The organism is Novosphingobium sp. KN65.2, assembly GCF_001368935.1.
Classification (GTDB): Bacteria; Pseudomonadota; Alphaproteobacteria; order Sphingomonadales; family Sphingomonadaceae; genus Novosphingobium; species Novosphingobium mathurense.
Map to the genome: position 1 here is coordinate 34,157 of NZ_CCBH010000153.1, position 24,701 is coordinate 58,857.

The 24,701-nt window shown below is 61.3% G+C and carries 17 protein-coding genes; 7 read left to right on the forward strand and 10 right to left on the reverse strand.

Annotation, left to right across the window (positions count from 1 at the left end):
* Nucleotides 1-83: 83 nt before the first annotated feature.
* The 3 genes from SPHV1_RS12345 to SPHV1_RS12355 are packed head-to-tail and all read left to right on the forward strand — an operon-like array spanning nucleotide 84 to nucleotide 4,606.
* Nucleotides 84-1,124 carry an alpha/beta hydrolase family protein gene (locus SPHV1_RS12345; protein WP_082430994.1) on the forward strand — a complete coding sequence of 347 codons (1,041 nt, stop codon included), beginning with the start codon at nucleotides 84-86 and terminating at the stop codon, nucleotides 1,122-1,124.
* Between the two features lie 27 nt (nucleotides 1,125-1,151).
* Entirely contained in the window at nucleotides 1,152-2,717 is a 1,566-nt protein-coding gene (locus SPHV1_RS12350) for a glycoside hydrolase 43 family protein (protein WP_054946341.1), read from the forward strand.
* Nucleotides 2,714-4,606, forward strand: a complete 1,893-nt coding sequence (locus SPHV1_RS12355; RefSeq protein WP_054946342.1) for an NPCBM/NEW2 domain-containing protein — start codon at nucleotides 2,714-2,716, stop codon at nucleotides 4,604-4,606. Before SPHV1_RS12350 ends, SPHV1_RS12355 begins: the two co-directional genes overlap by 4 nt.
* Nucleotides 4,607-4,656: 50 nt before the next feature.
* Here the strand turns inward: SPHV1_RS12355 and SPHV1_RS12360 are convergent, their stop codons facing one another.
* Nucleotides 4,657-6,249: an alpha-N-arabinofuranosidase gene (locus tag SPHV1_RS12360; RefSeq protein WP_231634656.1), complete on the reverse strand. Its 1,593-nt coding sequence runs from the start codon at nucleotides 6,247-6,249 to the stop codon at nucleotides 4,657-4,659.
* A 227-nt stretch (nucleotides 6,250-6,476) separates the two neighbouring features.
* Between SPHV1_RS12360 and SPHV1_RS12365 the strand changes: the two genes are divergently transcribed.
* Nucleotides 6,477-7,892 (forward strand): sugar porter family MFS transporter, encoded by a 1,416-nt coding sequence (locus SPHV1_RS12365; RefSeq protein ID WP_054946344.1) that lies wholly within the window; start codon nucleotides 6,477-6,479, stop codon nucleotides 7,890-7,892.
* A 276-nt stretch (nucleotides 7,893-8,168) separates the two neighbouring features.
* Nucleotides 8,169-9,278 (forward strand): LacI family DNA-binding transcriptional regulator, encoded by a 1,110-nt coding sequence (locus SPHV1_RS12370; protein WP_082430990.1) that lies wholly within the window; start codon nucleotides 8,169-8,171, stop codon nucleotides 9,276-9,278.
* Between the two features lie 21 nt (nucleotides 9,279-9,299).
* Here SPHV1_RS12370 and SPHV1_RS12375 read toward each other — a convergent pair whose 3' ends face one another.
* From SPHV1_RS12375 to SPHV1_RS12400, 6 genes are all read right to left on the reverse strand, one after another.
* The gene (locus tag SPHV1_RS12375) at nucleotides 9,300-11,192 is read right to left on the reverse strand and encodes a sialate O-acetylesterase (protein ID WP_054946346.1); all 1,893 of its coding nucleotides are present in this window, start codon (nucleotides 11,190-11,192) and stop codon (nucleotides 9,300-9,302) included.
* Nucleotides 11,189-12,076, reverse strand: coding sequence for an SMP-30/gluconolactonase/LRE family protein (locus SPHV1_RS12380; protein ID WP_054946347.1), 888 nt, complete (start codon nucleotides 12,074-12,076; stop codon nucleotides 11,189-11,191). Before SPHV1_RS12380 ends, SPHV1_RS12375 begins: the two co-directional genes overlap by 4 nt.
* Nucleotides 12,067-12,849, reverse strand: a complete 783-nt coding sequence (locus tag SPHV1_RS12385) for an SDR family NAD(P)-dependent oxidoreductase (protein ID WP_054946348.1) — start codon at nucleotides 12,847-12,849, stop codon at nucleotides 12,067-12,069. Before SPHV1_RS12385 ends, SPHV1_RS12380 begins: the two co-directional genes overlap by 10 nt.
* 128 nt (nucleotides 12,850-12,977) lie before the next feature.
* Nucleotides 12,978-14,102, reverse strand: coding sequence for a fumarylacetoacetate hydrolase family protein (locus SPHV1_RS12390; protein WP_054946349.1), 1,125 nt, complete (start codon nucleotides 14,100-14,102; stop codon nucleotides 12,978-12,980).
* A gap of 92 nt (nucleotides 14,103-14,194) precedes the next feature.
* The gene (locus SPHV1_RS12395; protein WP_231634657.1) at nucleotides 14,195-15,859 is read right to left on the reverse strand and encodes a glycoside hydrolase family 43 protein; all 1,665 of its coding nucleotides are present in this window, start codon (nucleotides 15,857-15,859) and stop codon (nucleotides 14,195-14,197) included.
* 31 nt (nucleotides 15,860-15,890) lie between these two features.
* The gene (locus SPHV1_RS12400) at nucleotides 15,891-17,981 is read right to left on the reverse strand and encodes an alpha-glucuronidase family glycosyl hydrolase (protein WP_054946350.1); all 2,091 of its coding nucleotides are present in this window, start codon (nucleotides 17,979-17,981) and stop codon (nucleotides 15,891-15,893) included.
* 187 nt (nucleotides 17,982-18,168) lie between these two features.
* Here SPHV1_RS12400 and SPHV1_RS12405 point away from each other — a divergent pair, with 187 nt between their 5' ends.
* Nucleotides 18,169-19,257 carry a glycoside hydrolase family 43 protein gene (locus SPHV1_RS12405; protein ID WP_054946351.1) on the forward strand — a complete coding sequence of 363 codons (1,089 nt, stop codon included), beginning with the start codon at nucleotides 18,169-18,171 and terminating at the stop codon, nucleotides 19,255-19,257.
* A 156-nt stretch (nucleotides 19,258-19,413) separates the two neighbouring features.
* Here SPHV1_RS12405 and SPHV1_RS12410 read toward each other — a convergent pair whose 3' ends face one another.
* Both SPHV1_RS12410 and SPHV1_RS12415 read right to left on the reverse strand, forming a co-directional pair.
* On the reverse strand, nucleotides 19,414-21,225 hold the full coding sequence (locus SPHV1_RS12410) for an IlvD/Edd family dehydratase (protein WP_054946352.1): 1,812 nt from the start codon (nucleotides 21,223-21,225) through the stop codon (nucleotides 19,414-19,416).
* Nucleotides 21,226-21,240: 15 nt separating this feature from the next.
* Nucleotides 21,241-22,344 carry an aldose epimerase family protein gene (locus SPHV1_RS12415; protein WP_369817906.1) on the reverse strand — a complete coding sequence of 368 codons (1,104 nt, stop codon included), beginning with the start codon at nucleotides 22,342-22,344 and terminating at the stop codon, nucleotides 21,241-21,243.
* A gap of 182 nt (nucleotides 22,345-22,526) precedes the next feature.
* Here SPHV1_RS12415 and SPHV1_RS12420 point away from each other — a divergent pair, with 182 nt between their 5' ends.
* Nucleotides 22,527-23,849 (forward strand): sugar MFS transporter, encoded by a 1,323-nt coding sequence (locus tag SPHV1_RS12420; RefSeq protein ID WP_054946354.1) that lies wholly within the window; start codon nucleotides 22,527-22,529, stop codon nucleotides 23,847-23,849.
* Between the two features lie 97 nt (nucleotides 23,850-23,946).
* Here the strand turns inward: SPHV1_RS12420 and SPHV1_RS12425 are convergent, their stop codons facing one another.
* The gene (locus SPHV1_RS12425) at nucleotides 23,947-24,675 is read right to left on the reverse strand and encodes a FadR/GntR family transcriptional regulator (RefSeq protein ID WP_054946355.1); all 729 of its coding nucleotides are present in this window, start codon (nucleotides 24,673-24,675) and stop codon (nucleotides 23,947-23,949) included.
* Nucleotides 24,676-24,701: the final 26 nt, after the last annotated feature.

Consider the following 24,701-nt stretch of genomic DNA (forward strand, 5'->3'; position numbering starts at 1 on the left):
CGCAAATCCGCGATATGATGTCTTTTGCCATTGAGGGGATCAGCAGCAAGGCGATGCACCGGTCGGGGCCATCGCGAATAATCATGGCATCAACAGCGCTGGCACTCGCTTCGACAGTCCTGCCCGGGCATGCCCAAGTGCAAACTCCGGTTCCCGCCCCCGTATCGGGAGCGAGACCAACCGCGATTGAGCGGATCAAGGTCCATTCCATCGCCATCGAAGGCAACCTCGAAGGCGAAGCCGCGGATCGCGACGTCGTGGTCGTTCTTCCGCCCAGCTATGGCAAGGATCCGCAAAGGCGCTATCCGGTCGTCTACGCGCTCCACGGTTACTCCATCGGAGCCGAACAATGGATGAAAGAGATCCACGTCCCCCGGACGGTCGAAGGAGCCTTCGCGCAAGGTGCAACGGAAATGATCGTGGTCCTGCCGGACAGCAAGACCGCATATAACGGATCGATGTATTCCAGCTCCCAGACGACCGGCGATTTCGAAACTTTCGTCTCACGTGATCTCGTGGCCTATATCGACAGCCATTACCGCACCCTTCCCGATAGACGCAGCCGCGGGCTGGTCGGGCATTCCATGGGTGGATACGGCGCAACGCGCATAGGCTTCAAACATGCAGATGTATTCGGCGCGCTCTATCTGATGAGCCCGTGCTGTCTATCGGTGCGTGATCCGCAGAGCTTTGAGCCCGATCTGGAAGCGAAAGTGGCCAGGCTCAAGACACCTGTCGATTCGGAGGACTTGTCTTTCGGTCCGCGCGGGACTTTGGCCATGGCATCGGCCTGGTCTCCCGATCCCCTTAATCCGCCGCTGTATCTCGATCTGCCGGTAAAGGATGGAAAGGTCCGACCAGACATCATAGCCAAGTGGATGGCCAATTCCCCGCTTGCCTTCGCCGATCAGTATGTCGCCAACCTGCGCAAATATGCAGCGATTGCCATCGATGTCGGAGATCAGGATGGTCTGAAGGTCGATGCCGGGAAGTTGCATGACCTGATCGACAGTTACGGTATCGTCAACAGCTTTGAGGTCTATCCGGGCACCCATACCAGCGCCGTGGCCGATCGATTCCAGAATCACGTCATGCCTTTTTTCAGCGCCTACCTGGCGCATTGATCGCGCAGCTGCGGGGACTTTTCCGATATGCGCCTGACATTGCTCGCCACGGCAGCTGCCCTGGGTGCCTGCACGTTCGCCCAAGCCCCTGCCGCCGCTCAAGTCTGGCAGGCCGATCAGGGCGATGGTACATTCCGCAATCCGGTGCTCTATGCCGACTATCCCGATCCCGACATCATTCGCGTGGGTGAGGATTTCTATTTCGCCACCACGACTTTCGTGAACACCCCCGGCATCACGATCCTGCATTCAAAGGATCTGGTGAACTGGGAGTTCTACAGTCATGTAGTCCAACGCATCGATGGCTCTGCGGCCTATGATCTTGAAGGCGGCAACGGCTATCGGCGCGGACTTTATGCGACGAGCCTGCGTCACTACCGGGGCATGTTCTATCTTGCGGTGACGCCGGTCGGGCTCCACACCCGTATTTACTATGCTCCGGATCCGCGCGGTCCCTGGCAATATCACGAACTCGACCGCGAGGCTTTCGATCCCGGCCTGTTCATCGATGACGACGGGACAGGCTATATTGCCACGGCCGTCAATTCCGACGGCACGATCACGCTGCTGACGCTCGATCGTGATTTCGACAGGGTCGCGGCTTCCCGCAAGGTCCATTTCGTACCGGGCGGCGAGGGATCCAAGATCGTCAAGCGCAATGGGTGGTATTACATATTCAACGCTGTGCCGCCGCGCATGGCGCTGACGGTATCACGCTCGCGCAGCCTTTTCGGGCCCTGGGAGACCCGAGAGCAGCTAGACGACAGGGCTGGCGGTCACCAGGGTGCGCTTGTCGACCTGCCAGATGGCCGCTGGTTCGGTTTTGTGATGGTCGACGCCGGATCGATCGGACGAATGACCAACCTCAGTTCGGTGTTCTGGGAGGATGACTGGCCGATCTGGGGCACCCCAGAGGCTCCCGGAAGAGTGCCGGAACGGGCCCGCAAACCGATCGACGGGGTCCCGCCCTCGCAGCTCGCTTCTTCAGACGGATTTACGCAAGCTAGCCTCGGGATGCAGTGGCAATGGAATCACAACCCGGACGATAGCGCCTGGTCGCTCAATGAACGCCCGGGATGGCTACGGCTTCATGCGAAGCGTGCCGACAACCTCTGGTCGGCGCGTAACACCCTGGTGCAGAAAGCCCAGGGACCGCGCAGTCGTGCGGTGGTCAAGCTGGACATTGCAGGTTTGCGTGCAGGCGATCGGTGCGGGTTCGGAACTTTCGGGCAATACAGTGCTACCATCGCGGCAAGCCGCGATCCCAAGGGGCACCCGTTCCTGCGCATGAGCGTTCTGGAAAGCACAGTGAGCGGCCCGCGCGAGGACGTGAGGATCGCCGAAGTGACCATCTCGGGTTCGGATTTGTGGCTTGCCGCAAATGCCGATTTCACGACCGACAAGGGCAGCCTGTCCTACAGCGTCGACGGTAAGGACTGGGTGCCGCTGGGAGGCACGTTTCCGCTCGCCTTCGCTTGGCAGACCGGCACATTCCAGGGCGAGCAGTTCGCGCTCTCCTGCTTCAACACGCAAAGCGAGGGTGGTTTCCTCGACATTGACAGCTTCATCCTCCAACCGGGAGATCCCGAATGAAACGAGGTTTTCGCCTCCTTGGCGCGGTTGCCATCATGGCTTTGACCGCCACAGCCGCCCATGTCGACGAACTCGATCCGAAAGGCGCATGGAGCGCCTACGACAAGGGCAATGCCGCCCTGCCCCCGATGGGGTGGAACAGTTGGAATGCGTTTGCGCTCGAAATCGATGAAGCCAAGGTCATCGGCTCTGCCGAAACGATAGTCACTTCGGGGCTGGCGGCGAAGGGGTATCGCTACATCGATCTGGACGAAGGTTGGTGGGCGCGGCGGGGGGGCGACGGCCGTCTCGTCATCCGCACCGACCGTTTCCCTTCGGCGATCCGCAGCGACGGGACGACCAGCTTCCGCCCGCTGACGGACAAGCTGCATGCAATGGGCCTGAAAGCCGGCATCTACTCGGAGATCGGGCGCAACTCTTGCGGGCAGATCTACAGCGAAGAAAAAGCCAGCTTGCCCAGCGGCACCGTGGCCGAGCGTGAAGTCGGGCTTTACGATCACGTCGATCAGGACATTGGCCTCTATTTCGCGGAATGGGGCTTTGACCTGATCAAGGTGGATGGTTGTGGCATCAGGGGCTTGCCGGAGAGCAACCCGCGCGTGGCAGCCGGGGAATTTCGCGCCTTTGCGCCCCTGATCGATTCCGATTCCTTGGGGCGGACCGACATTCCTGCCGTGCGCGCTCTCTTCGGCAAAGTGGCCGATGCACTGGAACGCTACAATCCCGACAACGACTTCGTGTTCTCGCTTTGCATCTGGGGATCGGCCGACGTGCGCTCGTGGGCGAAGAACGTCGGGAACCTCTCCCGTACGAGCGAGGATATCTTCCCGATCTGGGGGCGCATGCTGTTCAACATGGACAGCACCTCAAGGCGGGCGCTCTATGCGCAGCCCGGATCATGGAACGATCCGGACATGCTCTATATCGGCAACGGAGATTTCGACGCCGATCACCTGACCGAGGCACGCACCCATTTCTCCATGTGGGCAATGCTCAATGCCCCCCTGATCATCGGCTACGACCTGCGCAAGGCCGCGCCCGAACTGATGGCGATCCTTGGCAATGAACGGATCATCGCTCTCGATCAGGATCCGGCCGGAAATCAGGCGGTACTCGCCTACGATTCCGACGACGTGCAGATCTATGCCAAGACCCTGGCCGATGGCACGAAGGGCGTGGCGATCCTCAATCGGACCTCCGCTCCTCTGGATGTCGTGCTCACGGCCGAACACCTCAAGTTCCTTGCCGGCGCCGATGTCGAACTTACCGATCTGTGGACCGGCAATACCACGCGGTTCAAGGGCGAGCAGAAGTTCACGCTGGCACCGCGCGAGACGCTGGTATTCAAGGCGAAGGGCAAGCGCATGCTGGCCGATGGCTACTATCTGTCGGAAATGCCGGGCAGCGTGAACCCGGCCGTCGATGGCGTTACCGTTCCGCAGGCAGAACCGATGACCCATCGTGCGATCCTGCCCTGGCAGTCCACCCACGGCAACGGCGAACATCCGCGCTACGGCGGTTGGGGCGGTGCCCAGGCGGATGCGACGCCTTATGGCGAGGAACTGGCTGTTTCCGGTCGCCGTTTTGCAAGCGGGATCGGGGTTCTTGCCAACTCGCGCCTCGAAATCCGTAACGCCGGTTACAGGCACTTTTCCGCTGAAGTGGGTGTCGACGACAGTGCGCGGGACAGAAGCGAACCTGTGACCTTCTCCGTCTACGGCGACGGCAAGTTGCTGGCCCGGTCCGACCCCATGCGTTTCGGCGAGGCTCCCGCAAAAATCGAGGCCGATGTTGCGGGTGTGAAGCTGGTGGAAATAGTCGCCCGGTCCGCGACGCCGATGCGCTTTCCCGATCCCGTAACCTGGGGCAATGCCGCCCTGACCCGTTGATCTTGCGCGGCCTGGCGGCCCACCCAGTCGGGTGGGCCGCCGCCATTGCCTTATTCGTCTAGCCGGAAGACCGCGACGGACTTGGCCGGAAGATCAACGGTAACACTGTTCTTGCGCACCGTCCCCGAGATCGGCTTCGGCACGACCATATTGGGATTGTCGAAGGTGTTGATCGAATTGACCTTGGGCCCGGTCAGGACTTCGCCTGAGACGGCCTTGATCGCCAATCCATCGAAACTGGCGGAAATCGTCGCTTTGCGCGAAGGGTCCAGGTTGGTCACCGCCAGCCAGAGCTTGCCGTCCTTCCCGCGCGCGGCAATCGCATCGACTCGCGGCAGTTCGACGTTCCCTTCGCGATAGGTGCCCGCGTCGAAATTCACGGGTACGAAGCGGGCATCCTGAAACGGCACATACATCTTGTAGATGTAATAGGTAGGCGTCAGCAGCATCTTCTCGTCCTGGGTCAGGATCATGGCCTGAAGGACGTTCACCATCTGGGCGATGTTCGTCATGCGCACGCGATCGGCATGGCGGGCGAAGATGTTGAGGTTCAAAGCGGCGATGATCGCATCACGCAGTGAGTTCTGCTGGATCAGGAAGCCGGGATTGGTGCCCGGTGCGGGTTCCAGCCAGACGCCCCACTCATCGACGACGAGCGGGACCTTCTTGTCCGGATCGTACTTGTCCATGATGGCTGAATGGCTGGCGATCATCCCATCCATGCCCAGCGTTTCCTTGATGAGTGATGCGTAGGCATTCCGGTCGAAGTCGGTGCTGGACATCGACGGTGGCCAACCGCCGGTCGTGTAGGAGTGCAGCGAAAGACCTTCGATATTCCAGGCCCAGTCATGCTCCGTCCAGGTCTTCATGACCTGCTCCGTATAGGCGGTATCCGGCCCGTTCGGCCCCACAGCAATGCGCTGCATGGGCTCGGCCCCCTTTTCCATCTGCTCGGGCCGGTAGTTGCGCACAAAGCGGGCGTAGCGTTTCATCAGGTCCGTGTAGTATTCGGGCCGCATGGCGCCGCCGCACGACCAGCTTTCGTTGCCGAGACCGAGATAGCGAACCTTGTAGGGTTCCGGATGGCCGTTGGCAGCGCGCTCCTTGCCCGCCGCGCTGGTGGCTGGCGCGGTCATGTATGCGAGCCAGTCTGCCGCTTCCTGCACGGTGCCGGAACCGACATTCACCGAAACGTAGGCCTCACTGTCGATCTGGCTGACGAAATCCATGAATTCGTCCGTTCCGAATGTATTCGGTTCGCCAGAGTCGCCCCAGTTCGCGTTGACCGTCGCACGCCGTGCGCTTTGCGGTCCGATCCCGTCGCGCCAGTGATACTCGTCGGCAAAGCAACCGCCCGGCCACCGGACATTGGGCACCTTTATTGCCTTGAGTGCACTGACAACGTCCTTGCGGATGCCCCGCACGTTGGGGATTTTCGAATCCTTGCCGACCCAGACACCGCCGTAAATGCCGTAGCCAAGGTGCTCTGCAAATTGGCCGAAGACATTCCGGTCGATCGTCGCACCGGTTTTGTCGGCCTCGACCTCGATCGGGATTACATCGTCATCGCTGGCTGCCGTTGCCGCCTGTGTAAGCGACATCAGTCCCAAGGTCGCGGCAAACCGCCATCCTGTTCGGTACATTATTTCCTCTCCGCACAATGTGACATGCCTGGCGACACATCGAAGCCTCTATCGAATTGATTCATGCATTTTCGCACCCTGCATTCACGGATACCGGGACTTTGCCTGTCCCATGGTTGAATTAATCGATCTGCTCGCACAGACCTCTTGCGCAGCTGCTGGAATCTGTTTTAGGTAGCGCTAACAAAATGGCAAGTCCGCATGTTGGGCTGGTGAGAGGAAAACTGATGAACGATAGCGGACAAGACAATGTCAGGATGTCGCTGGTCGGCGCCATCGTCGCGGTTGCGACTATTGGCGGATTGCTATTCGGCTATGACAGCGGCGCAGTTAACGGGACCCAGGCTGGGCTTCGCGACGCTTTCGCGCTTGATGATGCCGGACTCGGATTCACGGTCGGCTCACTGCTGATCGGCTGCGCTGCCGGCGCTTTCCTCGCCGGACGACTGGCAGACGCCATGGGGCGCAAGCGCGTCATGATGATTTCGGCTGTCATCTTCCTGATCGGCGCCCTTGTTCAGGGACTGACGCCCGATCACACGATCTTCGTTATCGCGCGCTTTGCCGGCGGCATGGCCGTTGGTGCAGCCAGCGTCCTTTCTCCGGCCTATATTTCCGAAGTCGCGCCCGCCCACATGCGCGGTCGCCTGACATCGGTTCAGCAGGTCATGATCATTACCGGCCTGACCCTGGCCTTCGTGGTGAACTACTTCCTGGCCAAGGCAGCGGGCGATTCGCTTGGCATGATCGGCGGGCACCCTGCCTGGCGCTGGATGTATCTTGCGCAATCGGTGCCTGCGGCCGTCTACCTGATCGCGCTTTTCACCATCCCCGAAAGCCCGCGCTACCTTGTCAGCCGCAAGCGCGATGCCGAAGCCGAAGCCATTCTTGCGCGTTTGTTCGGCGCCTTCTCCGCCGCCGCCAAGGTCAAGGAGATCCGCGCGAGCTTCTCGCACGATCACCGCCCTCGCCTGCGTGACGTCATGGCGCCCGGCACGATCCTGCGGCCGATCGTTTGGGCCGGGCTCGTTCTGGCCGTTTTCCAGCAGCTCGTGGGCATCAACGTGATTTTCTACTACGGCGAAACCCTCTGGAAGCTGGCCGGTGCATCCGAGGAAACGGCCCTTCAACGCAACATCGTCTCCGGAATCGTCTCCATTGCGGCGTGCTTCGTGGCCATGGGCCTCGTCGACCGGATCGGACGCAAGCCGCTCCTGCTGATCGGCTCGGCAGGCATGACAGTGACCCTCGGAACGATGACCTGGGTCTTTACCAGCGGAACGCTCGACGCTGCGGGCAATCTCGTGCTGGATCAGTCGATCGGCCTGGTCGCGCTGGTCGCCGCCAATCTCTACGTCATTTTCTTCAATGTGAGCTGGGGGCCGGTCATGTGGGTCATGCTGGGCGAGATGTTCCCCAACCAATTGCGCGGCTCTGCCCTCGCCGTGTGCGGCCTTGCCCAATGGGCGGCGAACTACGCGGTGGTCCAGTCCTTCCCGGGCATGGCCAGCGGCTTGGGCCTGGGACTAACTTACGCCTTCTACACCATCTGCGCGGCCATCAGCTTCTTCCTCGTACGCTCGTTCATCAACGAAACGCGGGGCAAGGAACTCGAGGAAATGGAGGGCTGGGACGAGCGCTGACACTTTCCCCCCGACGCCGGGGAACTTTCTCCTCCTCCCCGGCACAAAGAAGGGCGCGGTCTTGCAGTGCGGAAAAGGCCGCGCCCTTCCATTTTCAGGATACCGTAACGGAGGCTTCGTGGTGGCGATGGATCGATTGCAAAGTACGCCCAGGCCGCTGTCAGAGAGGCGAATTGACGCCATCGACCGGGTAAACGGCCCAAACATTGCGGATAACGGCCGATCCGCGCACATCATTTGCTTGCGGTACCATGGAAACCGGTTCTAGATCGCAACATGGCAAAGGATGATGCAACAGGCCGAAAAAAGAGGGGCAACCGCAAGCAATTAGGTCGGCCGACGATTGCAGACGTAGCGCGCCTGGCAGGCTGCTCGCCGATGACGGTCAGCCGCGTAATCAACCATGAAGCGAGCGTGCGCGAAGACACACGCAAGGTTGTGCAGGCTGCGATCGAACAGCTTAACTACTCGCCCAACCGCGCCGCGCGGAGCCTGGCTGGCGCGTCGCAACTGCGCATTGCACTGCTCTACACCAACCCGTCTGCTTCCTATCTCAGCGAATTCCTGATGGGCTGCCTGGAGGAAGCGAGCCACAGCGATGTTCACCTCGTGGTCGAACGCTGCGCATTCGGCGAAGACGAAGAAGAAGTCATCCGGCGCCTGACAAACAGCGGTATCGACGGATTTCTTCTGCCCCCACCGCTATGCGACGAAAAGCCGCTGCTGGAACTGCTTCGTCAGTTGGACAGTCGCGCCGTACTGGTCGGACCCGGTACGGCGGATGCGGAAGACTGGGCGGTGATGATCGACGAGTATCAAGCCGCCTACGACATGACGAACCACATTATCGCGCTCGGTCACAAGCGCATCGGCTTCGTCATCGGCAACCCACACCAGACCGCGAGCGGACAGCGCCTGACCGGTTACCTCGACGCGATGGCGGCAGCCGGACTCGATGTGCCCGAAGGCCTCGTGCGTCAGGGGCTGTTCACGTATCGCTCCGGCATCGATGCAGCCATGTACTTGCTCGACCAGTCCGATCCGCCGACCGCCATCTTCGCCTCGAACGACGACATGGCCGCAGCTGCCGTCGCAGTCGCTCAGCGTCGTCACCTCGACGTGCCGCTAGACCTGACGGTCTGCGGGTTCGACGATACGCCGATTGCCAGCACCATCTGGCCTGAACTGACGACCATCCGCCAGCCTATCCATGAAATGGCAAGCAAGGCCCTGGAAATGCTGGCCACTGAATTGAGGGCTGAGCGCAGTGGCAAGCCCAGCGATCCCGTGCATCTCAAACTCGATTACTCAATAGTGCGCCGCCAGTCTGACAGCGCACCGGGACTCGCCCGCAAGGTCTGGGGAGCCAGCAGGCAGGAAGGCTAACGTCGCCTACCCTGCCCTTGTTCAACGCGAGCCGATCGGGAGTTCGAAACCCGGCAACGGCATTGCCCTGTCATCGTATGCGTTGACGACAGGGCTATCGGCCCAGGCGTAGCGAACACGGGTCGCAGGCTTCCTGTCGCCAGCCAGCAACACGCTGGTGCCGTTCATTCGCGCCATGGCATAACGGCAACTCGGCTGAGTATCGCCGCACAGTTCGAAGGCAAGCGGACCGTTCCCGCTCCATGCGATGAGTTTTCCATCGACGCCAGCGAAGCGGATCCGAACATCGTCGCCGTCGCGCACAGCCTCCACCGGTTCAGGCAAGGCGATGCCCTGTGCTGCAAGCGCAAGCCGATGGCCGAGAACCTGTTTGTTGGCCGGATGGATATCGGTGCGCTCGCCAATGTCGATGGCAGTCACCAACTCGGCATTCTTGTCGGCCAAGACGGATTGGCGCTGCTCTTCGCGTAAATCCGCCCAACCGGACTTGGCGGGAGCCAATTGCACCGGTCCGTAATTGGCCAGCTGAACCACAAGCATGCGCATGTCGGGCGAAAACTGCTTGCGCCAACCGGCAAAGAGTTCGCGCATGCGATCGCGATAGTCGGGCAGGTCGACATCGCTTTCCCCCTGATACCATGCAGCACCCTTCAGTGCGACGTGACCGAGCGGCGCGACCATGGCATTGTGACGTACGCCGATACCGGCATTGGTATCCCAGGGACTGCGCGGGGGAAGTTCAGGCATCGGCGCCTTGCTGTAGCGCCAACCCTCCGCCAGCGGGATTGCGGCCCCACCAGATGGTGTGAACTTCAGCGTCTCCGGAGGCGAGGTGAAACCGCCCGTGCTCCAGGTATTGGTAGCCGCAACGATGATTTCGTTCTTGCCCGGCTTGAGGAAGCGAGCGGGGACATCATAATTGCGTTCGACATCCCAACCGAATGTATTGCCGACCGGATGGCCGTTGACCCAGGTCATGTCGATTTCATCGATGACGCCAAGCGTCAGCCTTGCTCCACTTTTCACCTGCGCCGGGGTCAGTTCGATTTCCCTGCGCAGCCAGACGGTTCCGATGGGGCTGTCGACCAGTGGGGAGCCCTTCCAGTCGTTCCATACACTGATCTGCGGCACCGGCTGCCATTGCAGGCTGTCCGGCTTTGCCCAAGGCATGGTGCCGCCGGAGTGCTGGCGATACCAATCTTCCCAGGTTGGAGCGAAACGCGCGACAGTTCCCAGTTCATCGGTCCCGAACGAGCGCAGCATGTCCATCTGCCCGGCTCCGTAGAGGGCCGTGCCGCTTTCGGGAGTGAGCCAGACCCGAATTTGCGAGCCGCCGTAACTGGAATTGATCACGCCAACCGGCACGCCAAGGGTGCCTCGCAGTTCGCGCGCCATGAAATAGCAGGCTGCGGAAAAATCGCGGACTGTATCGGGAGCGGCTGCATTCCACTGGCCAGGCGTGCTGAAGCGCGCTTGCGGACTGACTGCCGAACCATCCGGCACGTGCAGCAAGCGCAGTCCATCGTCTGCGGACGACGCGATTTCCGTCGCGGAGTTAAGACCCTGCTGCACCATGAAGGCCATGTTGGACTGCCCAGAGCACAGCCAGACATCGCCCACCAGCAGATCGTGGATCTGGCGATCACCGACCGCAAGGGTCAGCGGAGTGCCACTTGCTTCGCGGGGCTTGAATTGCAGGACGAAATGCCCGTCGCTGCCTGCCACGGCCTTGCTGCTTTCATCGCCAAGCATGCCGCTTATGCGCTCGCCGGGCTCAGCGCGACCTTCCACTACGACCGGCTTTCCGCGCTGGATCACGGCATGATCGGTCCAGTACGGCGAGAGCGCAGGAGCTGCGAGTGCCGGCATTGAAGCGCTGAGAAGGGCAAGTGCAAGGGGGAAGCGATAGGTCATGTCATCTCCACCGGTGTTGTGGCCAGTCCGGCCACCCCGCTGCGGAAGGTAAAGACCCCGCCGGCCTGGGGCTGGGCTTCCAACGCGGCCTCATCGAGGCCCTTTCGCGCAGTCGTGACGAAGGCGGTCATCAGATCCGCTCCTCCGAACGCAAGTTTTGTGACGTTTGCGACCGGCAAGGACACGGTTTCCATCAGTCGCCCCTCGGGCGAATATCGCGCCACTGCCCAGCCATTCCAGAGGCCGGTCCAGACGCACCCTTCAGCATCGACCACGGGACCGTCCGGATAGGCGCCGGCGAAGTCCTGCGCGATATCGACAAAGAGGCGCGGTTCGCCCGGCAAGCCGTCTTCTCCGAGTTCAGCGACAAATATCCTCCTGCCGAGGGTATCGCTGAAATAGACGAGGTCTGCACGACCGTTCACCGCCGGGCCGTTGGTAATGGTGACTCCCGCAGGACCGGCCGCGACGATGGTGCCGCGTTCGTAGCGATAGAAGCGCCCCGTCTTCGCCTCTTCGTTGTCGTCCATCGATCCGAACCACACGCGCCCTGCCCGGTCGGTACAGGCGTCGTTGAGGCGATTGTGCGCCGGTTCGCCGGGGATTGTCGCTGTCTTCTCAAACTGCCGCGTAACCGGATCGAGCAGATGAAGACCGCTTTTCAATCCTGCCAGCAAGCGACCGGTACTGGTCGGAAGGACCCATCCAACCTGATCCGGCGCTTCGATCCACTGCGAAGTGCCGCTTTGCGGATCGAGGCACCACACCGCATGGCTCTTGATATCGACGAACCACAGGCACTGGCGCGCCGTGTCCCAAACAGGCCCTTCGCCCAGCATCGCGCGGGCATCGAGGGCGAGCGAAACCGGGCCACTTACCGCCATCCGGCATCTACCCAGTAATTGTGCGAGGTGCAGAAACGCCCGTCATCGGATGCAAGAAACAGCGCCATGGCGGCTATATCCTGCGGCTGAATACGACCATCGAGACATTGCGCGGAGACGATTTCTGCCTCGCCTTCGGGTGAATACCACTGCATCTGTCGCGGCGTTTGCACATTGCCCGGGATCACCGAATTCACCCGGATTCCGCAACGTCCCAGTTCCCGTGCAAGGCTGCGTGTAAGCCCTTCGATGGCCGCCTTTGCGGTTTGGTAGATGACGAGGTCTTTCAGGCCGAGATGCCAACTGATCGAACCGAGATTGATGATGCTCCCCCCTCCCGTTTCCTTCATTGCCGGGATCACGGCTTTCGCGGCGAAGAACTGATGCCGCAGGTTTACCGCCATGCGTTCGTCCCAATATTCCGGCGTGATGTCTTCGATCGCGTGACGATCGTCGTTTCCCGCATTGTTGACCAAGACATCGCATCCGCCCAGCGAAGTGAGAATCTTTTCAAGCGCCTTACCGAAGGCATCGATATCGGTAATGTCGCAAAGTTCGAATATCGGCTTGAACGGCGCATCTGCAAGTCGCTTGACCAGAGCCAGCGACGCATCCTTCTGGACATCAAGAAAAGTGACCCGCGCACCCTGGCGGGCAAACGCCTCGACCATGCCTTCGCCGATGCCGGAAGCGCCACCGGTCACAATTACCCGCTTGCCCGAAAGGCTGGGATAGATCGCTCGCTGCCCCTCAACCTTGGTTTCGCCAGCCATCACCTGTATCGACCTGTCGCAGCCGTGTTTGCCATTTCCATCTTGGTTCATTCCTTTTCGACGCTTCCGGCACATCTTATTGGCGACCGCTCAAGTACGCTCGGAAGGGTGTTGTGGTGCCGCGCTTTTCAGACCTTTTCGATCAGGCCGCGCGCGGCGAGATTTCGCATCAGGGCCGCAATACCCATCGTCCAGGGCGGAGCATCGCGGGACGTCGTGACTATGTTCGAGAGGCTTCCGAGCTTTTCCGAACGAATTGTGACCTTGTCACCCAGCTTGTGCGTGAACCCTCCGCCGGGCGTGTCGCGATCCTGCGTGGGCGCGAAAAGCGTGCCGCAGAAGAGCACGAACCCATCAGGATAGTGGTGCTCGCTCAAGGTCTGATCGACCAGATCGAGCGGATCCCGGCTAATTTCGCTCATTCGGTTCGTGCCTTCGAGCCGATACCCGTCGGTTCCCTCAATCAGCAGGTCGACATTGGCGGCGCGCACGTCTTCAACCGTAAAACCTTCGTCGAAAAGACGGATGAAGGGGCCGATCGAGCAGGATGCGGTATTGTCCTTCGCCTTGGATAGCAGAAGTGCGGAGCGCCCCTCGAAATCGCGCAGATTGACGTCGTTGCCCAAGGTTGCGCCGACAACGGTGCCTGACGCATCGGCGACCAGCACCACTTCGGGTTCGGGATTGTTCCAACTCGAATCCGAACGCACACCGATCAGCGCGCCATGGCCGACCGTTGAAAGAACCGGAGACTTGGAGAAAACTTCGGCATCGGGTCCGATCGCGACTTCAAGATATTGCGACCACATACCCTGATCGATCAGTACCGTCTTGAGCGCCATGGCTTCGTCGCTACCGGGTACCACGGAACGGATGCCGCTGCCGACACGTTCTTCGAGCAAGTCGCGAATTTCGGCGGCCTTTGCTGCATCGCCGCGCGCCCGTTCCTCGATGACTCTCTCGATGGCAGAGAGTGCGAAGGTGACGCCGCAGGCCTTGATGCATTGCAGGTCGACCGGTGAAATCAGGCGCCAGCCTTCGGGTAAGCCTTCTTCCACCGGGCCCATGTGTCGTCCGCCTGAAAAGGCGCGCCGTGCCACGGCGCCCGACATTGTCGCGGCGTCATCGGTAATGTCGAACAATTCGCCACTGCGGATTGCGATAACATGGGGCCCGGCCTCGCTTTCTGCGCGTCCGGCAAACAGGCCATCGCGGAAATCCGCGGGCAGGATATCTATTAAGCTTTCGGGCATTGGCCCCGAATCCCCTCCGTTTGATAGCGCTATCATAAATCGCTCGCGGTATTTCGGCAAGTCCCGTAGGACCAAGAAATGCAGGTATTCGCCTATTGGGGTGCGGTAGCCTGCTGCGCGAAGGGACCGATTACAGTTCCGGTGAACAGGCCGCCGTGAACCGAGGCCATGTGTTCGACGTCCTGGCCGCGAGCGAGATACTGCCAATCCTTCTGTCCTGCAGGGCGCCATGCAAAATCGGCAGTGCCTCGATCGATCTCGATGGCGAGTTCGACGGGGCCGGAGCCGGATAACGGCGCGCTGGCGACGGTGACGCCGCTTTGAGACTGATCGGCACGGCGCCTTTCGCGCAAGGCGATCCTTTGCTTTCCGTCGATCCTGGTAATCCCGATGCTGGTGAAATGGTCTTCGTTCATGAAGGCCATCAAGCCTGCAAAGTCTTCGTCTCGTTCGGGGGTGAAGGCAATCCGTGCAGTGATACGAGCGGTCTGCTGGCGCAGGCGGCGACCGAGAAAGGCAGGCTGTCCATTCAGACTGCCTGGCGCAACCGGGCGAGCCGTCAGGTCAAGACCATTGCCGATCCGGTACCACGAAGTGATCGCGGGATCCCGCAAGTGCAGCCACTGCGGCGCCAGTTTGGGAAGGTTGAAGGTGTCCCGCCAATGCGTCCAGTCCACCCTCTCGTCACTTGGTAATGGCGGGCGTTTCACTGTCAGGGGAACCGGAGCGCCTTTTGGCAGGATCGATGGCCAACCGTCCTTCCAGGTCACCGGGAGCAGGAATGTCTCTCGCCCCAGAAGCGTCGACTGCCCGGCAAAAGGCACTGTGGCAAGGAACACCGCCCACCAGCTGCCATCGTCCAATTGCACAAAGTCCGCGTGGCCGGTCGCTTCGACCCGCGAGGGACGATCCGGCGGCAGATCGCGCTGGGTCAGGATCGGATTGACCGGCCCGGCTTCATAAGGGCCATCGGGGCGGCGGGACCGATAGATGGTCTGCGAATGGTCCTCTGCGGTACCGCCCTCGGCGGCTGTCAGGTAATACCAGCCATCATGCTTGAAGATATGCGGCCCCTCGGCCCAGATGGGCTTGTCTTCAGGACGCACGCCGCCATCGATCAACACCTTGCGCGGGCCGAACATCTTGCCCGTGGCAAGATCGATGCGCTGAATCCAGATGGCGCGATGGCCTTCATAGCGCGGCTCGCCTTCGGGCGCGCCATTGTTGAGCACCCATGCACTGCCGTCTTCATCGACGAAAAGCGAAGGGTCAATGCCTTCGAAGTCGAGCCAGACCGGGTCCGACCAGGGGCCCTCGGGGCGATCTGCCACGAGCATGAAGTTCCCGCCACACCGAACGCATGTGTCGAGAATGCGGAACTTGCCACCGTAATGGCTGATTGCCGGGGCGAATATCGCATCGTTCGTGCGCATGCCCTTGAAGGAGAACATGCCGGGTCGGTCTATGGCGTTTCCGATCTGCCGCCAGTTCACGAGGTCTCGGCTGTGGTAGACCGGGATACCCGGGAACCAGGCGAAGGTCGAATTGACGAGGTAGAAGTCCTTCCCGACCTTCACCAGAGAAGGGTCGGGCTGGAAACCCGGCAGGACCGGGTTACGGGAGGCCCCCGGCGCCGTCTCAGGTTGGGGACCTGCCTGATATTCCACCTCGGCGACATGCGCGACAGGCTGTGCGGCAATGGCTGCCGGCAAACTGGCTGCGGCCATGGCAAGGATCAGATACCTGCTGCGGATCACGTTGCTCTCCTTCTTGTCCTGTTCGCCAAAATCACGGATTGCCCGGGGCGTCGGGGAAGCGCTGGGCTTCGTACCAGTCGAGGCTATGCGCAGGCGTCCGGGTCCCCGGCGGCAGATCGCAGCCGCAGACCGCACCGAAATAGGCGATCGATGCATCGCGCCACCAATGCGCTTCACGCTTCTGGATTGCCAGGAAGTCCGCAACATCGCGATGTCGCCGCGCATCGACGTATGGCGCCAGATCGGACCACTGCGCAGCCATTGCGTCCACGCCGGCAACGCCGCGATCGTACCGTGCCACCAATTCGCGCCACAAGGTTTGTCCGGACTGTGTCTGAAAGTCCCATGGCAGATGATGGAACCACAACAGGTAATCCTCATCCATAGTCGCGGCATCTGCCCAGTGCGCCGCGACACTCGGCGCATATTGGGCCAAGGCATCGCTTCCCGTCACTGTGCGGTCAAAGCCGATGCCGGATTTGTCTGCGCGGTTGTAATAGGTTGGGTTCCATTCCGGTCTCGATAGATCGGATACCCACGGCGCCGGTCCATAATGGTGGCCGGTCCCCATCTGGTGAGCGAGGCCGAGCGGGGTCATGTAGTCGACCACGGCCTGCCGGCTGCCGACCATCGTCTTCGCTACGGGCACGGTAAAGGCGGGATCGCGACTGAATGTCTGCGCTGCCCATTCGCGGGCGATCTCATCGGCAGACAGATCCGGGTTCCAGGCGAGCCGGCCAAATGCATACCAATTGGCCTGATCGAAATGTCCACCGGTCCAGTTCCGGTCCGATCCCGTATTGGCGACGCCAGCCATGCCGCCCTGAGCAAGGGTCTGCGCTACGGTAAGGGCGCGGCCAGCCTCGCCATGCCCGGTATCTGCCCCCAGCGCTTCGGCCCAAAGTGGCGCAAGGAAAGCCAGATGGGTGGCAAAGCCCAGATATTCCTTGGTGATCTGCGCTTCCAACATCAATCGGGTATGCGGCATGGCGCCGAACAGCGGGTGGAACGGTTCGCGCGGCTGGAAATCCAGCGGGCCATTCTTGACCTGAAGGATCACGTTGCTGGCGAATTTCCCATCGAGAGGCGTGAATTCCTCATAGGCGAGCTTGACGCGGTCGGTCTCCGAACCGCTGGCATAAACGAAGGCGCGCCAGATCACCGTGCCCCGACCCCCCAGCGCCTGCGCCAGCATGTTCGCGCCATCGGCGTGGGTACGGCCATAGTCCTGCGGGCCCGGCTGGCCTTCCGAATTGGCCTTGACCAGGAAGCCGCCGAAGTCGGGAATGGCCCTGTAGATTTCGTCGGCCTTGTCCGTCCACCAGCGTCGAACCTGCGGATCGAGCGGGTCGGCCGTGCTCAATCCACCCAAGTCACGCGGGGCGGAAAAGCGCGCAGACAGCCAAACGCGGATGCCGAAGGGACGCCAGGCGTCCGCCAGTCGCGCAAGTTTCTCGATGTAGCGGGGGGTCAGCATCAAGGCAGACGCGTTGACGTTGTTCACAACGACCGCATTGATACCGATCGATGCATTGGCCCGGGCGTAATCGATAAGGCGCGGATCGAGATGATCGGGAAGCAGCCACCAGTTGAAGATCGAACGCCCGGCATAACCGCGTTCCACGAAACCATCAGGGTTATCCCAGTGGTCCAGCATGCGCAGCGGAAGGGCAGGAGCTGACGTCACATCGATAGCGTCCAGATTCGCACCGCTTGCCACATGACGCAGCAGCGCAAAGCTGCCGTAGAGGAGACCGATATCGTCATTGGCGACGACGGCGACACGGCCATCATGGCGCTGTGCGATGCGATAGGCCCCGCTTGGCAGTCCTGCCAGCGGCTCTGCCAGGCCGCTATCTCCACCGGGAAGCTGACCGGCCCGAGCGAGGATTACCCCCCTCCCCGACTGACCGAGCATGGCGTCGAAACCGCGCGACAGCTCCGATTGCGCAGCCTGCGTCATCGGGGAAGAATTGCCGAAGAGTTCGGGCGGTCCGAGGCGGGCGTTCACCGCGATTGCAGTAGCCTCATCCAAGGGGGCGTAACGCAGCCACAGCGCATGGCCGTCCTCGGCGCGAGCGTCCCCTGCACAGATCGCGCACAGCGATGCGATCAGCACCATGCAAATGCGTGCAACGACCGGCACCTGTCCGGCGCCTGAAGCAAGACCTCTCCCAATCATGTTGGTAGCGCTATCATACGAGCGCGCACAGTCAAGCCTTGATAGTTCAGCTTGCCAATGTGCGTATGGTAGCGCTATCTATCGCGTAATGAGGTGGGAAATGACCCCACATCGCGGAGAGGAATAGATGCGCAAATCCAATGTTTTGCTTGTAAGAACCGCGATTCTCGCGGTGGCTGTGGCAACGATTGCCGGTTGTTCGAAGCCGGAGGAAGCGCCCAAGGCACAGGAAACCGACAAGTACATCGCGCAGCCTCTGGTTACCGAGATCTTTACGGCCGACCCTTCAGCCCACGTTTTCGACGGAAAGCTCTACATCTATCCCAGCCACGACATCGACACCGGCATTCCCGATGACGACCTGGGCAACCAATATGCCATGCGCGACTACCGTGTGTTGGAGTTGGACAAGCCTGGCGGGAAAGTCGCCATCGGGCCGGTTGCGCTGGACGTGGACGATGTCCCCTGGGCCAGCAAGAGCATGTGGGCGCCGGATGCAGCCTACAAGGACGGCACCTATTTCCTCTACTTCCCGGCCAAGGACAAGGACGGGATCTTCCGTATCGGGGTCGCGACCAGCGACAAGCCGATGGGACCGTTCAAGGCGGAACCGGAGCCGATCAAGTCCAGCTTCTCGATGGATCCGGCGGTATTCACCGACGACGATGGGACCAGCTACATGTATTTCGGCGGCATCTGGGGTGGCCAGCTCCAGAAATGGGCAAGCGGGAAATACGATCCCTCGATCGGCGATGTCGACCTGAAGCAGGACGACAAGCCGGCGCTGATGCCTAAGGTCGCGAAAATGGCGCCGGACATGAAGGAATTCGCAGAAGCGCCGCGCGATGCCATGATACTCGATACGAACGGCAAACCCGTGCTCGGCGGTGACCACGACAAACGTTTCTTCGAAGCCTCGTGGATGTACAGGCGCGGTGGCAAATATTACTTCACCTACTCGACCGGTGACACGCATTTTCTCAACTACGCGATCGGCGACAATCCTTATGGACCGTTCACCTATACGGGGCACATCCTGTTGCCCGTGCAGGGCTGGACTTCGCATCATTCGATCGTCGACTGGGACGGCAAGACCTGGCTTCTCTTCCACGATACGCAGCTGAGCGGGAAGAACCATTTGCGCAACGTCAAGATGACCGAACTGCATTTCAATGCCGATGGTACGATCCAAACGATCGATCCATTCAAGCACTGATGCTCCATGCAACAAGGCCCGGTTCCTGCCCTCTTTGGGCTGGAACCGGGCCTTTCGCATCCTGGTATCGGATCCGATATTCACTTGCCGGATCAAGCAGCCGTGCCATTCGGCGGACGGGGTCCAGCAGGAACCCCGTCCTCGTCTATCCTACCCTCAGTGGTTGTCGCGGGGCAGCCCCATGGTCTGGGCAATGCGTTGGTACTTCTCCGATCCTTCGAGGATCGCACCCGTATTCAACTGGCCGACGACACTGCGCTGGATTTCCTGCCACGGTGTTTGCGAGGCCGGATAGGGATAGCCGCCTTCGGCTTCCAGCGCGGCACGCCGTTCTGCCAGTTCCTCTCCGGATATCAGCACGTTGACGGTGCCCTTGCGCAGATCGATCCGCACGCGGTCGCCAGTGCGCAGGAGGGCGAGCCCGCCCATTGCCGCTGCTTCAGGGCTGGCGTTGAGGATCGAGGGGCTGCCGCTCGTGCCTGACTGGCGACCGTCACCGATGCACGGGAGGGCCGAGATGCCCTCTGTGATGAGGTATGCCGGTGGGCGCATGTTCACGACTTCTGCCGCGCCGGGATAACCGATCGGACCCGCGCCACGCATGAACATCAGGGTATCGGACGTAATGCCGGTCGCCGGATCGTCGATGCGGTGGTGATAGTCTTCCGGTCCGTCGAACACCACGGCGGGGCCTTCGAAGGCATCCGGGTCTGTCGGGTTGGAAAGGTAGCGATCGCGGAACTCCCTGGAGATCACGCTGGTCTTCATGATTGCGGCGTCGAACAGGTTACCCGTCAGGACCAGGAAGCCGGCTTCCTCCACCAGAGGCTGGTCGAAGGTCTTGATGACGCGCTCGTCCTCGATGGTGGCATCGCGGCAGTTATCGCCCATGGTCCTGCCGTTGACGGTCATGGCCCCTTCATTGATCAGGCCCTGCTTGATGAGCTGGGCGACCACGGCGGGAACGCCACCGGCGCGGTAGTAGTCCTCGCCAAGGTATTCACCGGCAGGCTGGAGGTTGACCAGCAGCGGGATCTTGTGGCCGACGCGTTCCCAGTCCTTGAGCGGCAGGTCCACACCAATATGGCGGGCAATGGCGGCAAGATGGATCGGGGCATTCGTCGATCCGCCGATGGCGGCGTTGACGGCGATGGCGTTGTGGAACGCCTCGAGCGTCATGATGTCGGAGGGCTTGAGATCCTCATGCACCATTTCGACCACACGCTTGCCGGTGTGATAGGCGCATTCCTGACGGTCGCGATACGGCGCGGGGATCGCCGCCGATCCCGGCAGCATCATTCCCAATGCCTCGGCCAGCGAGTTCATCGTCGTGGCCGTGCCCATCGTGTTGCAGTAACCGGTCGAAGGCGCAGACGAGGCGACGAGCTTGATGAAGCCCTCATCGTCCAGTTCTCCGGCAGCAAGCATCTGGCGACCCTTCCAGACAATGGTGCCCGAACCGGTCCGCTCGCCCTTGTGCCAGCCATTGAGCATCGGGCCGACAGAAAGCGCGATCGCCGGGATGTCCACCGTTGCCGCCGCCATGAGCAGTGCCGGGGTCGTCTTGTCGCACCCGGTGGTCAGAACCACGCCGTCGATGGGATAGCCGTAGAGCGCTTCTACGAGACCGAGATAGGTCAGGTTGCGATCGAGACCTGCAGTCGGGCGCTTGCCGGTCTCCTGGATCGGATGAACCGGGAACTCGATGGCGATACCACCGGCTTCGCGGATGCCTTCGCGGATGCGTTCGGCCAGCACGATGTGGTGCCGGTTGCAGGGCGACAGGTCGCTGCCGGTCTGGGCGATGCCGATGATCGGCTTGCCCGAACGCAGCTCCTCGAGGCTGAGGCCGAAGTTCAGGTATCGCTCAAGGTAGAGCGAGGTCATGTCGATATTGTCGGGATTATCGAACCAGGCGCGCGATCTCAGCTTCGTGGATGGCGTTTTGGACGAATTCTGGTTTGTCATGGCGGTTCGTTTCGATCAGCGCGAAGTGGAAAGGCGATAGATCATGACATGCCGGTAGGGCTTGCCGGGATCGACACGGGCGGAGACGAAGTCAGGATGATTGGGCGCATCGGGAAACTTCTGCGGTTCGAGCGCGATGCCGTCGCCCATCCGATAGAGGTGTCCCTTTTTGCCAACCAAAGTTCCGTCGAGAAAATTGCCGGAGTAAAATTGCACGCCCGGCTCGGTGGTGAGCACTTCGAGTACGCGACCGGAAGCCGGGTCCTCGAGCCGTGCCGCAAGCTCCGGCTTGGCCGTCACGCCCTTGTCGAGCGCGAAGTTGTGGTCATAGCCCCGACCGAAAACGATCTGCCGGTCGGTGCCATCACGCAGTCCGTCCGCAACGCGGCGCGACTGGCGAAAGTCGAACACGGTGCCCGCGACCGGGCGCAGTTCACCGGTAGGGATCAGGTTGGCATTGACGGGCGTAAACGTGCTGGCCGGAATCGTCAGCATCTGGCCCATCGCTCCGTTGCTCGATCCTTCACCGCTCATGTCGAAGATCGCGTGATTGGTCATGTTGATGACCGTCGGCTTGTCGGTCTTGGCTTCGAAGGCGATGCCGAGATTTCCGGCTTCGTCCAGGGTGTAGGTGACCGTGGCGTCAACCTTGCCCGGATAGCCTGAGTCGCCGTCTGGGCTGATATGGCTCAACACGACACTGGCTGTCGGGCCGGATTTCACGGAGACGACCTGCCAGGCCACCTTGTCGAAGCCACGATCGCCACCGTGGAGGCTGTTCCGGTCGTCGTTGAGGGGAAGCTGGAAGGTTTTTCCGTCGAGCGTGAAGCGGCCACCGGCAATGCGATTGGCATAGCGGCCAACCGTCACGCCAAAATAATTGGGATGTTCGACATAGTCCGACAATTTGTCGTAGCCGAGGATGACGTCGGCGATATTGCCCTGGCTATCCGGCGCAAGCAGCCTCTGCAAGGTCGCGCCATAGGAAAGGATCGTTGCTGAAATGCCGTTGTCGGCCTTCAGGGTGATAGAACTTATTTCGCTTCCATCGGCAAGAGTGCCGGCGATCTCGCGCTTCGCCTCGGCTGCCTGTGCGCCCGAGCACAGCGCTGCCGCCATGACTGCGACCGCCGCGCCGGCCAGTGCCTTTTTCAGATTCCTCATTCCCGATTGCTCCAGACCCAGCGTGGAAATTTCGCGCCCCATTGACGGAGCTTGCCCCGGGATATAGTCCGACAAATAGAAAAAGCGCAAGCCGGTTCGCAAATGAAGTCGTGCGGACCCCGTTCGAGAGGATAGACATGCCTACAGTTGTCTCGTCGTCCGGCACTTCCGCCGAAACCGCGCAGGAAACCGCAATTCGCTATGGCCCGGCGCTTACCTTGCTTGCGAGCCTCTTCTTCATGTGGGGCTTCATCACCGTCATCAACAACACGCTGCTGCCGCACCTGCGCAGCGTGTTCGAGCTCAATTACACGCAGACAACGCTGATCGAGTCGGTCTGGTTCATCGCCTACTTCGTCGCCTCGATTCCTTCGGCAAAACTGATCGAGCGGATCGGTTACAAGATGTCCCTGGTTGTCGGGTTACTGATCATGGCAGTCGGCGCGTTGGGCATGATGCTGGCGGCCAGCATTCCATCCTACGGCGTCACCCTGACAATGCTGTTCGTGATCGCCAGCGGGATCACTCTCCTTCAGGTCGCCGCCAATCCCTATGTCGCCATTGTCGGCAAGCCGGAGACGGCCTCCTCGCGGCTGAACCTCGTGCAGGCGCTGAATTCGGCCGGGACCATGCTGGCACCGCTTTTCGGCGCGTACCTGATCCTGGGCCGCTCCAAGAGCGGCACTTCGGCAGTCGGTACGGTGCTCAGCGAAGCGGAACGCATGGCCGACGCCCAGTCGGTGATCCTGCCTTATGGCTTGGTGGCGGTGGTGCTGGTCGTTCTGGCCATCGTGATCGCGCGCTTCCCGCTGCCCACCATGGGAACTTCGAATGCCCGCGTGGCGAAGGAGGAACGCAAGCACCTGTCCTTGTGGAGCCACCGCAACCTGGTCTTCGGGATCCCGGCGATCTTCATCTACCTGATCGCGGAAATCGGCGTAGCGAACCTCTTCGTGAATTTCGTCAGCCAGCCCGATATCGCCAACCTGACCCATGAGCAGGCCGGACGCTACCTCACTTTCCTGTGGGGCGGCATGATGGTCGGCCGCTTCGCCGGCTCCGCGATCATGCAGCGTTTCGATCCCGCGCGGGTGCTGGCCGCATTTTCCATCGGCGCTTTCGTGGTGATGATGATCACCAGCTTCGCCCATGGACCGGTGGCCATGTGGTCGCTGATCCTCGTGGGCCTGTTCCATTCGATCATGTTCCCGACCATCTTCACCCTCGGCATCAAGGGCCTGGGGCCGCTCACCGAAGAGGGGTCGGGCTTGCTGGTCATGGCTATCGCGGGCGGCGCGCTGGTGATCGTTCAGGGCTGGATCGCCGACAATTACGGGCTGCAGACCTCGTTCCTGCTGACCGCGGCCTGCGAACTCTATGTGTTGTTCTACGCGCTGTGGGGCAGCAAGCCGACACATGCCCTTCCCGACGAGGTGCTTGAACCCGTCACCGCACCCTGAGCATGCGAAAGCCAGATCGCAGGCAGGGCCGGTGACATTGTCATCGGCCCTGTGTCCGTCTCAATTCCAGGAGAGATTGCCGAGCGGGCGAGTGCCTTCAGGACGTCATGGCACTGCGTGTATCCTCGAGCGCCAGATCGACGAGAACATTCATCGCCTCCGCCGCGCCCTCGCCGTCACCGGCGGCAATGGCATCGTAGACCTTGGTGTGATCGGGAATCGGACTGCGCGGTAGTGCGCGCGCGCGTAACTTGAACTGCGTGGTCCAATTGACGGCAGCGCCGATGCTGGCGCTCAGGACCATAAGCGCCTGATTGCGGGTGGCATGCAGGATCGCAGCGTGGAAATCCCTGTCGGCCGCGCGACCGGCTTCGGTCGTGAGCGTATGGCGCCGCATTTCGGCCAAGGCGGTCTTCATGGCCTTGAGGTCGGCCTTGTCGCGCCGTTGCGCAGCGAGGCGCGCAGCAGCCGGTTCGACGATGGCACGCAGTTCGAACAGGCTGCGCACGAACTCGATGTCCGGCTCACCGGCAAAAGCCCAGCCCAGCACTTCGGGATCGAGCAGGTTCCAGCGGTCGCGCGGCAGTACCCGCGTGCCTGCCTTGGGGCGGCTTGCCACCAGCCCCTTGGCGGTAAGCACCTGGATCGCCTCGCGATAGGCGCTGCGGGAAACCTGAAGCTCCTCGGCAAAGGCGACTTCACCCGAAAGGACATCGCCGGGGGCGTATTTGCCTGACAAGATGTCCGTCCCCAATTTATGCGCAATCGCGCCATGCAGGCGCCTGCCCGGACCGCGGGGTTCCTCGGCTGCCTTTACGGCACCCATTTCCTTGCTCAGTTCAGCCTCTGTCA

Excerpts from the sequence above, each read along its gene's own strand:
- SPHV1_RS12350 (WP_054946341.1), top strand. The coding sequence starts at position 1,152 with ATGCGCCTGACATTGCTCGCCACGGCAGCTGCCCTGGGTGCCTGCACG.
- SPHV1_RS12375 (WP_054946346.1), bottom strand. The coding sequence starts at position 11,192 with ATGACCTATCGCTTCCCCCTTGCACTTGCCCTTCTCAGCGCTTCAATG.
- SPHV1_RS12420 (WP_054946354.1), top strand. The coding sequence starts at position 22,527 with ATGCCTACAGTTGTCTCGTCGTCCGGCACTTCCGCCGAAACCGCGCAG.
- SPHV1_RS12425 (WP_054946355.1), bottom strand. The coding sequence starts at position 24,675 with ATGGGTGCCGTAAAGGCAGCCGAGGAACCCCGCGGTCCGGGCAGGCGC.
- SPHV1_RS12380 (WP_054946347.1), bottom strand. The coding sequence starts at position 12,076 with ATGGCGGTAAGTGGCCCGGTTTCGCTCGCCCTCGATGCCCGCGCGATG.
- SPHV1_RS12355 (WP_054946342.1), top strand. The coding sequence starts at position 2,714 with ATGAAACGAGGTTTTCGCCTCCTTGGCGCGGTTGCCATCATGGCTTTG.
- SPHV1_RS12390 (WP_054946349.1), bottom strand. The coding sequence starts at position 14,102 with ATGCCCGAAAGCTTAATAGATATCCTGCCCGCGGATTTCCGCGATGGC.
- SPHV1_RS12415 (WP_369817906.1), bottom strand. The coding sequence starts at position 22,344 with ATGGCGGCAGCGCTGTGCTCGGGCGCACAGGCAGCCGAGGCGAAGCGC.
- SPHV1_RS12410 (WP_054946352.1), bottom strand. The coding sequence starts at position 21,225 with ATGACAAACCAGAATTCGTCCAAAACGCCATCCACGAAGCTGAGATCG.
- SPHV1_RS12345 (WP_082430994.1), top strand. The coding sequence starts at position 84 with ATGGCATCAACAGCGCTGGCACTCGCTTCGACAGTCCTGCCCGGGCAT.
- SPHV1_RS12405 (WP_054946351.1), top strand. The coding sequence starts at position 18,169 with ATGCGCAAATCCAATGTTTTGCTTGTAAGAACCGCGATTCTCGCGGTG.
- SPHV1_RS12400 (WP_054946350.1), bottom strand. The coding sequence starts at position 17,981 with ATGGTGCTGATCGCATCGCTGTGCGCGATCTGTGCAGGGGACGCTCGC.
- SPHV1_RS12360 (WP_231634656.1), bottom strand. The coding sequence starts at position 6,249 with ATGTACCGAACAGGATGGCGGTTTGCCGCGACCTTGGGACTGATGTCG.
- SPHV1_RS12385 (WP_054946348.1), bottom strand. The coding sequence starts at position 12,849 with ATGGCTGGCGAAACCAAGGTTGAGGGGCAGCGAGCGATCTATCCCAGC.
- SPHV1_RS12370 (WP_082430990.1), top strand. The coding sequence starts at position 8,169 with ATGGCAAAGGATGATGCAACAGGCCGAAAAAAGAGGGGCAACCGCAAG.
- SPHV1_RS12365 (WP_054946344.1), top strand. The coding sequence starts at position 6,477 with ATGAACGATAGCGGACAAGACAATGTCAGGATGTCGCTGGTCGGCGCC.